This is a genomic window from Polaribacter uvawellassae, from assembly GCF_039748955.1.
Taxonomy (GTDB): domain Bacteria; phylum Bacteroidota; class Bacteroidia; order Flavobacteriales; family Flavobacteriaceae; genus Polaribacter; species Polaribacter uvawellassae.
In genome coordinates, this window is record NZ_JBDIZN010000001.1 from 428,878 (window position 1) to 444,306 (window position 15,429).

The following is a 15,429-nucleotide window of genomic DNA, read 5'->3' on the forward strand; positions in this document are numbered from 1 at the left end:
TTAAAGAAAATATGTTTGTGAATAGGAGCTTTTTAAGTTTTGATGTTGAATCTATTTTATGAATACTAAAAACACAATAGTACTTTTTTTGATTGCCATATTGGCTTTTGTTTCTTGTAGCACAAAAAAAGATGCTTTTGTAAATAGAGCTTACAATTCAATTACAACTAAATACAATATTTTGTATAATGGTAATTTGGCTTTTCAGGAAGGATTAGATCAAATTAACCAACAGCACAAAGATAATTTTTGGGAACAACTTTCTATAGAACCTATTACTTTTGAAGAAAAACCAATTTCAATTGCTTCTTTTGGTGGAAATCCTGGATTTCCAGGCGCAAATAATAAAGAAGAAAAGGCACTTACAACTTTTGATAAAGCAGAAGAAAAAGCGGTAAAAGCAATTCAGTTACATTCTATGAATATTGGCGGACGAGAACGCAATAATCAAATTGATAATGCGTATTTGTTATTAGGAAAATCAAGATATTATACACAACGATTTATTCCAGCAATTGAAGCATTTAACTACGTGATTATAAATTATCCGTACGCAGATTTAATTGATGAAACTAGAATTTGGAGAGCAAAAACAAACATAAGATTAGACAATGATAAGTTGGCAATAGAATCTTTAAAGATTGTTTTAAAAAATGAAGAATTAGAACCAAGAATTAAAGAAGAAGCGCACACAGCTTTGGCAATGGCGTATGTTAAAAATGATAGTATTCAACGTGCAATTCAGCATTTAACATTAGCAACTGCAACGCAAACAAATACAGAACAAGCTGCAAGAAATCTGTTTGTTTTGGGGCAAATTTATAGTTCAGAAAACAAAAAAGATTCTGCTGCAGTTGTATTTCAGAAATTAATCAACTTTAAAAAAGCGCCGTATAAATTTAAAATTTATGCCAATATTGATTTGGCAAAAGCAAGCACATCAGATTCTGCAGTTTCTAGTTTAATAACAAAGTTTAAAACACTTATAAAAGATAGAGAAAACAGAGGATATTTAGACGCGTTGTATTATCAAAAAGGTTTGTTAGAAGAGAAAAGAGATAGTTTGCATATTGCGTTAAAAGATTTTAAAACCTCGCTTAGAATTCCAGACGGAGATGTTGTTCAGAAAACCTACACGTACGAAAAATTAGGAAATATTTCGTTTGATTATTCCTTATTTGTACAAGCAAGTGCTTATTACGACAGCGTAATTCAGATTTCAAAAAACAGTACAGATTTACGAATTAGACAAATTAGAAGAAAGCATAAAAATTTAGCAGTTTTAACTGCGTTTGAAACAACATTAAAAACAAATGATAGTGTTTTAAAAATAGCCGATCTATCTAAATTAGAACAAATTACTTTTTTTAAGAAACATATAGAAAATCTTAAAAAAGCAGATGAAAAAGCAGCAAAAGCACAGTTAAAAAATATTTCATTTGGAAGTTCTTTTAGCGGAGGTTCTTCAATAAAATCAACCAAAAAAGGAAAATGGTATTTTTACAATGTACAATCTTTAAATTTTGGCAAAAGCGAATTTGAAAAAGTTTGGGGAAATAGACCGTTAGAAGATAATTGGAGAATTTCTGACAAGCAACAAACGCAAGTTGTAGCTACAGCAACTTCAACAAAAAAAGAAGTAATTGTATCGTTGCCAAAATATGATTTAAAGACGTATTTAGATGCGTTGCCTCAAACAAAATCAGATATTGATTCTTTAGTTTATAATAGAAATGAAGCGTTATATCAAACTGGAATTATTTATAAAGAGCAATTTAAAAATGTAGATTTAGCAATTTTTAGACTAGAAAGATTGCTAAAAGAAAAACCAGATAAAATGTTGTTATTGCCAACAAAATATCACTTGTATCAATTGTATTCAGAATTAAAAAGTGGCAAAGCAGACGAGTACAAAGAGTTAATTATTAGAGAATATCCAACGTCTAGATACGCAGAAATATTACAGAACAAACCTAAAAAACAAGACGACAAAAAGATAAGTCAAACCGAAGCAATTTATAAAGAATTGTATTACATCTATAAGGATGATAAATTTGAAGATGTGGTTTCTCAAATCATAGAATTAGCACCAGAAATTAAAGATTCAAATTTAATTGCTAAATTTGAACTGCTTAAAGCCATGGCTATTGGTAAATATCAATCTAAAGAAGCATATAAAAAAGCACTAGAATATGTGTTGTTTAATTATGGAAACACCAAAGAAGGGCAACGAGCAAAAGAAATCATTAAACAATTAAATTAAAACATTCCCCAATGTTTAATAAAGAAACTAATCAGAAGAAACCAAACGCAATGGAAAGAAATATCTTAGCCAAAAACACAAAGATTGTTGGCGACTTAAGCTCTGAAGGAGATTTTAGAATTGATGGAATTCTAGAAGGAACATTAGAAACAAAAGGAAGAGTAATTATTGGACTTGAAGGATCGGTTCAAGGAAAAGTAATTTGCGACAATGCAGATATTGAAGGAAAATTTTCTGGAGAATTAAAAGTAAATAAAATGCTAACCATAAAAGCAACGGCTTCTATTGGTGGAGAAGTTATTTTAGGAAAATTATCTGTAGAACCAGGAGCAGCTTTTAATGCATCTTGTACTATGAAAGGTGCTTTAAAAGAGCTAAATGCAAATGAAAAAAAATCAAAACCCGAAGAAAAAACCGCTTAATAAGTTTATTAGACTTAGTGGAGTTGGATTGCAAATGGGAATTACCATTTACTTTGCCGCTTACTTTGGAAAAAAAATTGATGCTCATTATCAATTTGAAAAAAACTACGTAACATTAATTTTTATACTTTTCGGATTTGTAGGCTCGTTAATTAGCTTAATGATCCAGTTAAAAAAAATAAATGAAAAAGAAGAATAGTACTCAAAAGGTAGTAGTTAATTTTTTTACTCAATTAATTATTGGTCTTTTACTTGTTTTTTTTGTTCATACTTTTCTTTTAGAAAACTACGACTTGCCAGTTTATGAAGCTAAGATTGTTTTAGCTTATTTTATAAATGGTTTGTTAGCCATTATTATTTTTTTGGTGTTATTTTTTTTAAGAGTAAAGCAAAAAAATCAATTAGGTTTTCTTTTTATGTTTGGCAGTTTTTTAAAATTTGCTGTATTTTTTATTTTCTTTTATCCTTCTTATAATGCCGATGACACTATTTCTAGATTAGAGTTTATGGCGTTTTTTATACCTTATATATATGCTTTACTAATAGAAACTTTAGCGTTAATTAAGCTTCTAAATCTTCCTGAAAAAGCGACATAATCATTTAGAATTTTAAGCGGATAAAATAAAGTTATAAATAGTTTTTATTTTTAAGAGAAAAACCTACCTTTGCACCGATTTTAAAGACACTATTATCCGAGTGATATGCGAAGAAAATTTTTAATAAAAAAGATTACGTTTTTACTATTTTTAGTTTCGTTTGTTTCTGTGGCTCAACACAGTGACAACGCAACAGTTGAAAACCAACCTAAAGAAGAAAAGAATTTAAAAGCTTCTATTAAAGAATATATCCAACATCACTTGTTAGATTCTTATGATTTTGGTTTGTTCTCTTATACAGACGAGAATAAGGAAGTTCATCATATTGGAGCTCCGTTACCTATTATTTTATGGGACAATGGATTAAAAGTATTTTTGTCTTCTAAATTCCATCATGGTGAAACTGTTGCCGAAGTAGATGGAAATTACTACAAAGTTTATCACAATAAAATTTACAAAACGGATGCTGCTGGTACAATTACATACGATGCAGAACATCATCCAACAAACGTAAAACCATTAGACTTCTCAATCACTAAAAATGTGGTATTTATATTTTTAGTTGGTTTATTAATGTTCTTTGTTTTTACTAGAATGGCTAAAAACTACCAAAAAAATGCTTTACCAAAAGGTGTTGGTCGTTTGTTAGAGCCAATTATTTTATATATTAGAGACGATATTGCAATCCCAAATATTGGAGAAAAGCATTATAGAAAATACATGAGTTATTTATTAACTGTATTTTTCTTTGTTTGGATTATCAACTTGTTAGGATTAACTCCATTAGGAGTAAACGTAACAAATAATATTGCTGTAACTTTAGTGTTGGCGTTAATTACATTTATATTAACAAATGCAACAGCAAATAAAAGTTATTGGGGGCACATTTTCTGGATGCCAGGAGTTCCTAAATTAATGAGAGTTGTTTTAGCTCCAATAGAGCTATTAGGGATTTTTATTAAGCCATTTTCATTAATGATTCGTTTGTATGCAAACATTACAGCAGGTCATATTGTATTAATGAGTATCATTGGTTTGATTTTTATATTTAAAAGTTGGATTGGTGGTCCGTTATCATTCGGATTGGCGTTTGCATTATCATTATTAGAATTATTAGTAGCAGCGCTACAAGCTTATATTTTTACTATGTTATCTGCATTGTATTTCGGTTCAGCGGTAGAAGAACATGATGATCACTAAAATTGAATGTTTAATTAATTAATTATATATATTATGGAAATTCCAAGTATCGTAGGAGCAGGATTAATTGTAATCGGAGCTGGTTTAGGTATCGGTAAGATTGGTGGTTCAGCAATGGACGCTATCGCACGTCAACCAGAAGCTTCTGGAAAAATCCAAACAGCAATGTTAATTGCTGCTGCCTTAATTGAAGGTATCGGATTTGCTGCATTATTTGCAGGTTAAAAAAACTAACAAAAGCTATAACGGTTGGTTATAGCTTTTGTTTAACATTAAACAAAAGATAAAAAATTATATAGATATAATAATATGGATAAGTTAATAAACGATTTTTCTTTCGGGCTATTTGTATGGATGGGCGTTTTGTTTGTACTATTGGTTTTGTTGTTAAAGAAATTTGCTTGGAAACCAATTTTAGATGCTGTAAATGACAGAGAAGAAGGTATTAAAAAAGCTTTAGCATCTGCAGAAGAAGCAAAAAAAGAAATGCAAAATTTAACTGCTAATAACGAAAAGCTTGTTAAAGAAGCTAGAGCAGAAAGAGACGCAATGATGAAAGAAGCTAGAGAAATCAAAGAAAAAATGATTTCAGAAGCTAAAGAAGATGCAAAAGAACAAGCGGCTAAACTAATTGAAGGAGCAATCGTTGCAATTAGCCAAGAAAAACAAGCAGCAATTGCACATTTAAAAAAGGAGGTTGGAGATTTATCAATTATTATTGCAGAAGCAGTAATTAAGAAAGAATTAACTTCTCAAGAAGACCAAATTAAATTGGTAGAAGAAAAGCTTAAAGACGTTACTTTAAACTAAATAGCAGTATGAAAGGTACAAGACCAGCATTACGTTACGCAAAAGCTATTTTAAATATAGCAAAAGAATCATCTTTAGAAAGTAAAGTAAATTTAGACATGCAACTAATTTACGAAACGATTTCTAGTAGTGATGATTTTCAAACAATGTTGAAAAGTCCAGTAATCAAAGCATCAAGTAAAAAGAAAGTTTTAGACGCTCTTTTTGCAGATAAAGTAACTTCAATATCTTTAGGATTGTTTAATCTTCTTGAAGAAAACAAAAGAATGATTATGTTAGCGCCAATTGCGCAACAATATACTATCATTTATGATTTCTTAAAAAATATGGACACAGCAAAAGTTACAACTGCTGTTCCGTTAACAAAGAGTTTAGAAGAAAAAATATTAGAGAAAATAGTTGAACTTACTGGAAATAAAACTAGTATAGAAAACAAAATTGATCCAGCTATTTTAGGAGGATTTATTTTACGTGTTGGAGATATGCAATATGACGCAAGTATTTCTAGCAATTTGAATGAGATAAGAAAAGAATTTGACAACAGTCAATATATACCAAAAATTTAATTTTACATCAAATTATAAAAGATGGCAGCAATTAAACCAGCTGAAGTTTCAGCAATATTAAAGCAACAATTAACAAATTTCGAAGCAAAGGCTTCGTTAAACGAAGTAGGTACTGTATTACAAGTAGGTGATGGTATTGCTCGTGTTTATGGATTATCTAATGTTCAATATGGAGAATTAGTAGAATTCGAAAGTGGATTAGAAGGAATTGTATTAAACCTTGAAGAAGACAATGTAGGAGTTGTACTTTTAGGAGACCCAACATCTGTTGTAGAAGGCTCTGTGGTAAAAAGAACAGAAAGAATTGCTTCTTTAAATGCTGGAGAAGGCGTTGTTGGACGAGTAGTAGATACTTTAGGGAATCCTATTGATGGTAAAGGGCCAATTGAAGGTAAAACGTATGCAATGCCTTTAGAACGAAGAGCTCCTGGAGTTATTTTTAGAGAGCCAGTAACTGAGCCATTACAAACAGGTATTAAAGCTATTGACGCAATGATTCCGGTTGGACGTGGACAACGTGAGTTAATCATTGGAGACCGTCAAACAGGTAAATCTACCGTTGCTTTAGATACTATTTTAAATCAAAAAGAATTTTATGATGCTGGTGAGCCAGTATATTGTATTTATGTAGCTATCGGTCAAAAAGCTTCTACTGTTGCAGCTATTGCAAACATGTTAGAAGAAAGAGGAGCAATGGCTTATACAACAATTGTAGCAGCAAATGCTTCTGACCCAGCAGCAATGCAAGTTTATGCACCGTTTGCAGGAGCAGCAATTGGAGAATATTTTAGAGATTCTGGAAGACCAGCTTTAATTATTTATGATGATTTATCTAAACAAGCTGTTGCTTACCGTGAAATATCTTTATTATTAAGAAGACCTCCAGGACGTGAGGCATATCCTGGTGATGTATTTTACTTACACTCAAGATTATTAGAACGTGCTGCAAAAGTTATTAATGATGATAAGATTGCAAGTGAAATGAACGACTTACCAGATTCTTTAAAAGGAATTGTAAAAGGTGGAGGTTCTTTAACTGCATTACCAATTATTGAAACACAAGCAGGAGACGTATCAGCATATATACCAACAAACGTAATTTCGATTACAGATGGACAAATTTTCTTAGATGGAGATTTATTTAACTCTGGAGTTAGACCAGCAATTAACGTAGGTATTTCTGTATCTCGTGTTGGTGGTAACGCACAGATTAAATCGATGAAAAAGGTATCTGGAACATTAAAATTAGATCAAGCAGCTTACCGTGAATTAGAAGCGTTTGCAAAGTTTGGTTCAGATTTAGATGCTGCTACAATGAGCGTAATTTCTAAAGGACAACGTAACGTTGAGATTTTAAAGCAAGCTCAAAATGATCCATATTCTGTAGAAGATCAGGTTGCTATTATTTATGCAGGTTCTAAAAACTTGTTAAGTAAAGTTCCAGTAGAAAAAGTTAAAGAATTTGAAGCAGATTATATTTCATATTTAAACGCTAAACATAGAGACGTTTTAGATACTATAAAATCTGGTAAATTAACAGATGAAGTTATTGCTACGTTAGAAAACGCTGCAAAAGAGATTTCAAGCAAATATTAAGCTTAATATATAGTTGTTATTCTTACGAAAGTGAGAATATCATCATTCAAATTATAAAGAATGGCAAACTTAAAAGAAATACGTAATAGGATAACAACGATTGGTTCTACCATGCAGATTACTAGTGCCATGAAAATGGTATCTGCTGCTAAGTTGAAAAAAGCGCAAGATGCAATTACAGCAATGCGTCCATATTCATCTAAGTTAACCGAATTATTACAAGGTTTAAGCGCTACTTTAGATGGCGATGTTGGAGGAGCATATTCTAATCAAAGAGAGGTTTCTAAAGCATTAATAGTTGTAGTTACTTCTAACAGAGGTTTGTGTGGTGGATTTAATTCTTATGTAATTAAAGAAACACTTAAAACTATTGAAGATAATTATAGCAATTGCTCTGTAGATCTACTTACTATTGGTAAAAAAGGACATGGAATTTTATCAAAAAACCACAATGTAATCGAAAATAATAATGATATTTTTGATGACTTAACTTTTGATAATGTTTCTGTAATTGCTGAAAAATTAATGAGTTTATTTGTTGATGGTAGCTATGATAAAATAGAAATTATTTACAATAGATTTAAAAATGCTGCAACACAAATACCAACAGTAGAGCAATTTTTACCAATTAAACCTGTAGAAGGAGAAAATGTAAACGCAAATTTAGATTACATTTTTGAACCATCAAAGGAAGAGATTATTTTAGAGTTAATTCCTAAATCATTAAAAACACAATTATACAAATCTATTAGAGATAGTTTTGCCGCAGAACACGGTGCTCGTATGACAGCGATGCACAAAGCAACAGACAATGCTACAGATTTACGTGACGATTTATTATTAACATATAACAAAGCACGTCAAGCTGCAATTACCAACGAAATTCTTGAAATCGTTGGAGGTGCTGAGGCATTGAACAATTAGACTTAGTAAAAGCGAAGTCAATTTTTCAAAAAGTGCGGAAGCATTAAACAATTAGATATAATTATACAAGTATATTTGAGAGCTTATCAATTTTGATAAGCTCTTTTTTTTTGTAAATTGGCATAACAATTGAAATATAATATAAAATTAAATGTATGAAATCAATAAAATTACTCCTCTTCTTATGTGTTGTTGTTAGTTTCTCTAGCTGTAGCACATTAAAATTAACTAAATCGGCACCTTTTACTGTTTTTGGAGCAACTTATCACAATTGGGTTGGTGGACAACCAGGAGTTAGCGGAACAAATTTAATTATTGGTGTAGAAAACGATGCAAACATTACTTTTAAGAAAATATATTTTCACAATAAAGTTGTTGATGCAAGTACTACAGAAAGGAAAGGAAAAAAATATGTGACAGCCAACATAAGTACTTCAGCAGAAATGATTATAGTAACTAGAACAAAAACTACTGTAAATGGAGGAGTGGTTATGTCTGATGAAAGAAACAATCCAAAAATTAAAAGAAAAAGAATTCCTTTTAATTTAGAACCAAACGAAGCAGTAATTAGCTATATGTTTGGTGAAAAAACATACTATTATAAAGTATCAAAAATCAAAAAGACTGATACAATTTATTATCCATAAAGAAATGCGGTTTTTAATTATAAAAGGCAACCAATATTGGTTGCCTTTTCTTTTTGGCACGTAATTTGAAATTACAATACTATAATCATAAAATTGATGCTTATGAAATCAGTAAAACTACTTTTAATACTTTTAATTACAGGAGTTGTATTTACATCATGTAAATTTTTAGATGATGATTACATGTACGAAATTCCTTTAGAAGAAGTGATGACCGAATATGATTTATGGTATGTAGATTATCATAAAACGACAGGGAATGGAGATGTACCGTTTTTATCAAAAGCATTTACAGTATCTTTTTTTAACGGACAATTCTATGCAAATAATAATATTGCCGATATTGGAATTACTGGAAATGGATTAGGAATTAAAGTTGGAAACTATAATACATATAATGGATATTTAGAAATAGATCACAGTATAGATGGTGGCTATGATTTTGATGTATTTGTAATTTCTGCAAACGAAATAAGAATTGACGATACATATAACAATGTTTCCTATTATTTAATCGGATATCAAAGAAATAATTTTGATTATGATAAATTGTTTTATGAAAACATCGAATATTTTCTGCAAGAATATGTTGCTTGGGAAAAAATAAGTACAAGTAATTCAGGAACTGTAAATGCTTTTGATCAAGAAATGTTTTTACAATTTACACCAGAAAACAACACAACGTTCTATTCGTCAAAAGATCCTTTTGGCACAGATATTGATATTATTAATTGGGATTTTATAGGCAGTTATAACATATACGATGTTCAAAATTATGACAACCTAAAGATTTTAACACTTAATTATGATGGCGGAGACAATGAAGAATTCGAATTAAGCGTTATTAATGATAGAAAGATAAGTTTATACCACATAAGTTCAGAAACAACTTATGAGTTTAATGGAAGAGGTTTTATTCAATTCTTAAAAGGAGGAAAAGAAAAACCAAATGTAAATGTAAGGAACAACGGTAGAAAACGAACTAAGATACAAAGAGAAACAAAAATTAGAAGACATTTAAAATAAAGTTTGGTTAGTTGATTTTTAGTTGGTTGTGTAAGCAACCAATTAAAGTAAACCGCTCTAGAGGTAGAGCGGTTTTTTCATGCATTATAGTTTTGATTTTTAAATCAACTCAAGTATCTTTAACAAAAAGAAAATCAATGAGTTTAATTGCATTTATAACCGGAGCAACATCCGGAATCGGAAAAGCAACCGCAGAACTGTTTGCTAAAAACCAAATTCGTTTAGTCCTTTGTGGAAGAAGAAAAGAACGATTAGATGAACTTCAAAAAGAATTAGAAAAACTAACCGACGTAACAACATTACAATTTGATGTTAGTAACAAAGAAGACGTTTTTTCGGCAATTAATTCTTTACCAGAAAACTTTAGTGATATAGATATTTTAATCAACAACGCTGGTAATGCTCATGGGTTGAGCACCATTCAGGATGGAGAAATTGATGATTGGGATGCGATGTTAGACATCAACGTTAAAGGATTGTTATATGTTTCTAAAGCTATTATTCCTAAAATGACAGCAAAAAACAGCGGTTTTATTCTTAATATCGGCTCTATTGCAGGGAAAGAAGTCTATCCAAACGGAAATGTGTATTGTGCCTCTAAATACGCTGTAAATGCGTTAAATAAAGGAATGAGAATAGATTTAAACAAACACAATATTCGAGTTTGCGCAATTCATCCAGGAGCTGTTGAAACAGAGTTTTCTGAAGTTCGTTTTAAAGGCGATACAGAAAAAGCAAAAACAGTTTATTCTGGCTATAAAGCATTGCAAGCAGAAGATATTGCAGACATTATTCACTTTGTGATAACAAGACCTTATCATGTAAATATTGAAGATTTAATTGTGTATCCAACAGCACAAGCTAGCGCAACAATTATGAATAGAAACTAACATGATTAACAAACGCCTTTTGATTAAAAATTTACTTTCTCATAATGATGAGAATAGTTTTTATGATAAAAAGCAAAAGTTATCATTGCATAATAAAGAAGGAAAAGCAAAGTTTATAAAGCATGTTTGTGCGCTGTCAAATTCGAATCCAACAAACAATTCTTATATTGTTATTGGCATCGAAGACGAAGAAAATAAAATTATTGGTGTCGATTTTTTTGATGACAGTAAAATCCAGAATCTTGCAAATGCTTATTTAACGAATCCGCCAAAAATACAATACGAAAACGTTCCTTTCCCGACTTTACCTCGTCATAAAGTAATTGGACTAGTTAGTATTTTACCAAATAATAGAATTACATCGCTTGCAAAAAACGCTTGGAAATACAAACAAGGTTCGGTGTTTTTTAGACGCGGAAGCAATTCAATGTCATCAAAAGGAAATTTTGAACTTAAAAACACCAATCAAGAAATTGTTGAAGCAATTGAAAAAAATGCGAGTAATAATATAGAATTAACGTTAAACGGAGTTTTTGATTTTATCAACAATCACAAAAAAGAATACAATCCGCAGTATAAAGTTTTTAACGAGCAATTTGTGTTGTGTTGGGCTGGAAAAAAAACGACTATAAACGGAGAAGAATTTTTTTCTAGAGTAGATATCGAATTGATAAACGAGCAGGTTCAATTGTTTTTTTCTGCTTTAGATGAAGTGCAAATTAGTTACAATTCGCATTCGTTTATCATTACAGAATATATTTTATTAGGCATTGATAAAAATGAAACACATTATCCGTTAGAAAAAACAATTATCCATTTTAAAGACAATGGCAAGCACGATATTGTAAATGAATTAATATTTAAACCACCAACTTTTGATGAAGTAATTATTAAACATATTTACGATAACAACAACGTAATCGTAAAAAAAATAATTTCAAAAACAGCGCTTTTTGTTACCGAACACGAAGATGTTTTTAAAATGCCAACCAATTATTTAATTTGTTATTTACATGGATATTTAGACGCTCAAACTCAATTACAAAAAGCAAAAGAGTATATCAAAAATATTCCAGATAAAACGACCTATATTAAATACAAAGAAGCAATGCGAGTGTTAAGAAAATTGAAGTACAATTAAAAAACCACGCAATTTGCGTGGTTTTTTTAATAAGTTTAAAGATTTAAAAGTTAATTTCTCCCTCTTCCTCTTCTTCTTGGTGGATTGTCTTTTTTCCATTTTTCGTACATCACCCATTGAGCGTCTGTAAATATTTTTTTCAAACCTTTGTCTGTTTCAGTTTGCATTTTGGTAAATGCTTCCATCATTTCTTCTCTACCACCACCACTATTTCGTAGTTCTTGAAATTTTTTTGTTCTGTCTTCCGAGGATTTAATAAGTAAATCATACACTTTTGTTCTTTGCTCGTCAGATAAACTAAATTCTTTTTGCCAAGTATCAGCACTTGTTTTAGCTTGTACTTTTGGATCTGGACGTTCACCTCTTTGAGCCTGAACTGTTAGTGTTCCAATTAGAAATAGGATTGTAATTACCAAGTGTTTTGTTTTCATTTTATAAATATTTTTAATTTAACTACCAGTTATAAGAATAAATAAATTTTTTATCCAGCCTGTTTAAGCTTAGACTAATATTTTTTAATTAGGTTTAATCTAATAATTATTTTATTTGTACACCTTCTGGATATATCTTTTCTAACTCGGATGCTTTCATTTTAATCATATTTACATCTAATGAAATGTCAGAAAGAGGTTTGTTGGTTGAGTCGCGCTCTAAATTTGTTATAGTGTTTACAACATCCATACCTTTAATAACTTTTCCAAAAATGGTGTATTTGTCATCTAATCTACTTAAACCGTCTTTATTTTGAACAATATAAAATTGACAACTAGCAGAAAGCATTTTTGGATTATCATCACGACCAGCTCCAACAGCACCATAAACATGACGCAAATTTTCATCAAACTCTGGTTCTAATAAATATTCTGGATCATTAAAACCTTCTGGTGTGTCTGGGCAACCGCCTTGAGCAACAAAATTTGGTATTACACGATTAAACGTATAATTATCCCAATAACCATCAGTTGCTAATTGTGTAAAACTTGCTTTGTGATTTGGAGTTTCATCATGTAACCAAATTAAAATTTCGCCTTTAGTAGTTACAATTTGTCCAACATCATATGTTTTTTCTGTGCTGCAAGAAACCATACCAATAAGAACGAATAAGTAGATTATTTTTTTCATAAAGATTTTCTTTTTGTTTCTATAAAAATAGAGATAAAATTTAATTTATTTTCTTAAAAAGAAAAACCAACTCAAAAGAGTTGGTTTTTTTTATCGTTTGCAATTATTTAAAACCTCTTAAAGGTCAAATTTAATTCCTTGTGCCAAAGGCAATTCATCAGAATAATTGATTGTATTTGTTTGTCTTCTCATGTACACTTTCCAAGCATCTGATCCAGATTCACGTCCGCCACCAGTTTCTTTTTCTCCACCAAAAGCGCCACCAATTTCTGCACCAGATGTTCCGATGTTTACATTAGCAATTCCACAATCAGAACCAGCATAGGATAAGAATTTTTCAGCTTCTTTTAGTTCATTAGTCATAATTGCAGAAGATAATCCTTGAGCAACTCCATTTTGTTTTTCAATTGCGTTTTCTACTTCACCAGAATATTTCATTAAATATAAAATTGGCGCAAAAGTTTCATGTTGCACAATTTCAAAATGGTTTTCAGCTTCAATAATTGCTGGTTTTACGTAGCAACCACTTTCGTAACCTTGACCTTCTAAAACACCACCTTCAACCAATACATTTCCGCCTTCAGCTTTTGCTTTTTCAATTGCGGCTAAATAAGTGTTTACAGCATCTTTGTCGATTAACGGACCAACATGATTGTTTTCATCTAACGGGTTTCCAATTTTAATTTGTTTGTAAGCACCCACAATTGCGTCACGTACTTTATCATATACCGATTCGTGAATAATTAATCTTCTTGTAGAAGTACAACGTTGTCCACAAGTTCCAACTGCACCAAAAACAGCACCAGGAACTACTACTTTTAAATCTGCAGTTGGTGTAATAATAATTGCATTGTTTCCTCCTAATTCTAATAAAGATTTTCCGAAACGTTTTGCTACAGTTGCACCTACAATTCTTCCCATTCTTGTTGATCCCGTTGCAGAAACTAAAGCAACTCTATGATCTGTTGTAATCATTTCACCCACTTTATAATCTCCGTTAACAATAGAAGAAATTCCTTCTGGTAAATTATTTTCTTTTAAAATTGAAGCAATAATATTTTGACAAGCAATGGTACATAAAGGCGCTTTTTCGGAACCTTTCCATACACAAACATCACCACAAATCCATGCTAAAGCTGTGTTCCAAGCCCAAACAGCAACAGGAAAATTAAATGCAGAGATAATACCAACAACTCCAATTGGATGCCATTGCTCTCTCATTACGTGTCCTGGTCTTTCAGACGGAATCGTTTGTCCGTTTAATTGTCTTGATAATCCAACTGCAAAATCACAGATGTCAATCATTTCTTGAACTTCACCGTAACCTTCTTGCAAAGATTTTCCCATTTCGTAAGAAACCAATTTTCCTAAAGGCTCTTTTAGTTCTCTTAATTTGTTTCCGAACTGACGTACAATTTCTCCTCTTTGTGGAGCAGGCATATTTCTAAAAGACTGAAATGCTTCAGTTGCAGTTCTCATGACAACTTCGTAGTCTTCTTTTGTTGTAGTTTTTACTTTGCCAATTAATTTACCGTCAACTGGAGAATAACTTTCTATAATTTCTCCGTTAGAAAAATTATTTGAACCTGTAGAAGTTCCGTTATTTATATCTTTTACACCTAATTGTTGTAAGGCTTCTTTTATACCAAATTCGCTCATTTTGTAGTTCTTTTTTAATTATTAAAATAGAACATCAAAAATACAAATAATTTAATAGATAATAAATTAAACAAAACCTAAAAAGATTGTTTAATATCAAACATTAAAACTGCAACAATTCTTCTGGCAAAGGTTGTAAATCTAACTCCTTCACTTCAGTTTTTATTTTAATTTCTAGAAGTGGAGGTGTTTCTAAAGTAAGTTTTATTTTTTTCTTTTTCTTAATTCTTTTAAGTACATCATTAATTGTATTTCTTTCGCTAAGAATTAAATTATTTAGAATTAAATTTGATTCTTCTTTAAAGTCAAAACAATCAACAAAATAAGTAGGTTCATCGTTTTTATAAAGAATCCATTGACCAGATCTTTTTTTAGGTATTTCAAGAACATCTTTAGAACCAGTTATAGTTCTGTACGTAGTAAGCTTGTATTTTTTCATACAAATATTAATTTAGGGGGATTAATAAAAACAACGCTTCTTTACCGAAATAAAAAGCTATTGATAATAGTTTAGCTTCACAAAAATAATACCAAGTTCGAATTTAAAAAACAATTTTAACAATATTA

18 protein-coding genes are annotated in these 15,429 nt (G+C 30.5%); 14 read left to right on the plus strand and 4 right to left on the minus strand.

Features of this window, described 5'->3' with window-relative positions; translation table 11 throughout:
* Positions 1 to 58: 58 nt before the first annotated feature.
* The 14 genes from porW to ABDX67_RS02065 all read left to right on the plus strand — a co-directional run bounded on the left by porW (position 59) and on the right by ABDX67_RS02065 (position 12,081).
* Positions 59 to 2,263 carry a type IX secretion system periplasmic lipoprotein PorW/SprE gene (porW, locus tag ABDX67_RS02000; protein WP_347173166.1) on the plus strand — a complete coding sequence of 735 codons (2,205 nt, stop codon included), beginning with the start codon at positions 59 to 61 and terminating at the stop codon, positions 2,261 to 2,263.
* Positions 2,264 to 2,274: 11 nt separating this feature from the next.
* The gene (locus tag ABDX67_RS02005) at positions 2,275 to 2,685 is read left to right on the plus strand and encodes a bactofilin family protein (RefSeq protein ID WP_347173168.1); all 411 of its coding nucleotides are present in this window, start codon (positions 2,275 to 2,277) and stop codon (positions 2,683 to 2,685) included.
* Complete coding sequence (locus ABDX67_RS02010) at positions 2,648 to 2,884, plus strand: AtpZ/AtpI family protein (RefSeq protein WP_347173169.1); 237 nt, start codon at positions 2,648 to 2,650, stop codon at positions 2,882 to 2,884. The genes ABDX67_RS02005 and ABDX67_RS02010 overlap by 38 nt, the downstream gene beginning before the upstream one ends.
* Complete coding sequence (locus tag ABDX67_RS02015) at positions 2,868 to 3,281, plus strand: DUF6168 family protein (protein ID WP_347173170.1); 414 nt, start codon at positions 2,868 to 2,870, stop codon at positions 3,279 to 3,281. The genes ABDX67_RS02010 and ABDX67_RS02015 overlap by 17 nt, the downstream gene beginning before the upstream one ends.
* A gap of 105 nt (positions 3,282 to 3,386) precedes the next feature.
* On the plus strand, positions 3,387 to 4,481 hold the full coding sequence (atpB, locus tag ABDX67_RS02020; RefSeq protein ID WP_347173171.1) for a F0F1 ATP synthase subunit A: 1,095 nt from the start codon (positions 3,387 to 3,389) through the stop codon (positions 4,479 to 4,481).
* Positions 4,482 to 4,514: 33 nt separating this feature from the next.
* Positions 4,515 to 4,706 carry an ATP synthase F0 subunit C gene (atpE, locus tag ABDX67_RS02025; protein ID WP_347173173.1) on the plus strand — a complete coding sequence of 64 codons (192 nt, stop codon included), beginning with the start codon at positions 4,515 to 4,517 and terminating at the stop codon, positions 4,704 to 4,706.
* A gap of 84 nt (positions 4,707 to 4,790) precedes the next feature.
* Positions 4,791 to 5,291: a F0F1 ATP synthase subunit B gene (locus ABDX67_RS02030; protein WP_347173174.1), complete on the plus strand. Its 501-nt coding sequence runs from the start codon at positions 4,791 to 4,793 to the stop codon at positions 5,289 to 5,291.
* Between the two features lie 8 nt (positions 5,292 to 5,299).
* Positions 5,300 to 5,857, plus strand: a complete 558-nt coding sequence (gene atpH, locus ABDX67_RS02035; protein ID WP_347173175.1) for an ATP synthase F1 subunit delta — start codon at positions 5,300 to 5,302, stop codon at positions 5,855 to 5,857.
* 21 nt (positions 5,858 to 5,878) lie between these two features.
* Entirely contained in the window at positions 5,879 to 7,453 is a 1,575-nt protein-coding gene (gene atpA, locus ABDX67_RS02040) for a F0F1 ATP synthase subunit alpha (protein ID WP_347173177.1), read from the plus strand.
* A 60-nt stretch (positions 7,454 to 7,513) separates the two neighbouring features.
* Entirely contained in the window at positions 7,514 to 8,377 is an 864-nt protein-coding gene (gene atpG / locus ABDX67_RS02045; protein WP_347173178.1) for an ATP synthase F1 subunit gamma, read from the plus strand.
* 155 nt (positions 8,378 to 8,532) lie between these two features.
* The gene (locus tag ABDX67_RS02050) at positions 8,533 to 9,024 is read left to right on the plus strand and encodes a hypothetical protein (RefSeq protein WP_347173180.1); all 492 of its coding nucleotides are present in this window, start codon (positions 8,533 to 8,535) and stop codon (positions 9,022 to 9,024) included.
* Between the two features lie 102 nt (positions 9,025 to 9,126).
* Positions 9,127 to 10,050: a hypothetical protein gene (locus ABDX67_RS02055; RefSeq protein WP_347173181.1), complete on the plus strand. Its 924-nt coding sequence runs from the start codon at positions 9,127 to 9,129 to the stop codon at positions 10,048 to 10,050.
* A gap of 137 nt (positions 10,051 to 10,187) precedes the next feature.
* The gene (locus ABDX67_RS02060) at positions 10,188 to 10,940 is read left to right on the plus strand and encodes an SDR family NAD(P)-dependent oxidoreductase (RefSeq protein WP_347173183.1); all 753 of its coding nucleotides are present in this window, start codon (positions 10,188 to 10,190) and stop codon (positions 10,938 to 10,940) included.
* Position 10,941: 1 nt separating this feature from the next.
* Complete coding sequence (locus tag ABDX67_RS02065) at positions 10,942 to 12,081, plus strand: ATP-binding protein (RefSeq protein WP_347173185.1); 1,140 nt, start codon at positions 10,942 to 10,944, stop codon at positions 12,079 to 12,081.
* A gap of 50 nt (positions 12,082 to 12,131) precedes the next feature.
* On the opposite strand, the gene ABDX67_RS02070 is transcribed toward ABDX67_RS02065, so the two are convergent.
* The 4 genes from ABDX67_RS02070 to ABDX67_RS02085 form a co-directional block, all read right to left on the minus strand.
* Positions 12,132 to 12,512 carry a DUF4890 domain-containing protein gene (locus ABDX67_RS02070; protein ID WP_347173187.1) on the minus strand — a complete coding sequence of 127 codons (381 nt, stop codon included), beginning with the start codon at positions 12,510 to 12,512 and terminating at the stop codon, positions 12,132 to 12,134.
* Between the two features lie 106 nt (positions 12,513 to 12,618).
* The gene (locus ABDX67_RS02075; RefSeq protein ID WP_347173189.1) at positions 12,619 to 13,203 is read right to left on the minus strand and encodes a peptidylprolyl isomerase; all 585 of its coding nucleotides are present in this window, start codon (positions 13,201 to 13,203) and stop codon (positions 12,619 to 12,621) included.
* Positions 13,204 to 13,320: 117 nt separating this feature from the next.
* Positions 13,321 to 14,862: an L-piperidine-6-carboxylate dehydrogenase gene (gene amaB, locus ABDX67_RS02080; RefSeq protein WP_347173190.1), complete on the minus strand. Its 1,542-nt coding sequence runs from the start codon at positions 14,860 to 14,862 to the stop codon at positions 13,321 to 13,323.
* Positions 14,863 to 14,965: 103 nt separating this feature from the next.
* Entirely contained in the window at positions 14,966 to 15,301 is a 336-nt protein-coding gene (locus ABDX67_RS02085) for a hypothetical protein (protein ID WP_347173191.1), read from the minus strand.
* Between the last annotated feature and the right edge of the window lie 128 nt (positions 15,302 to 15,429).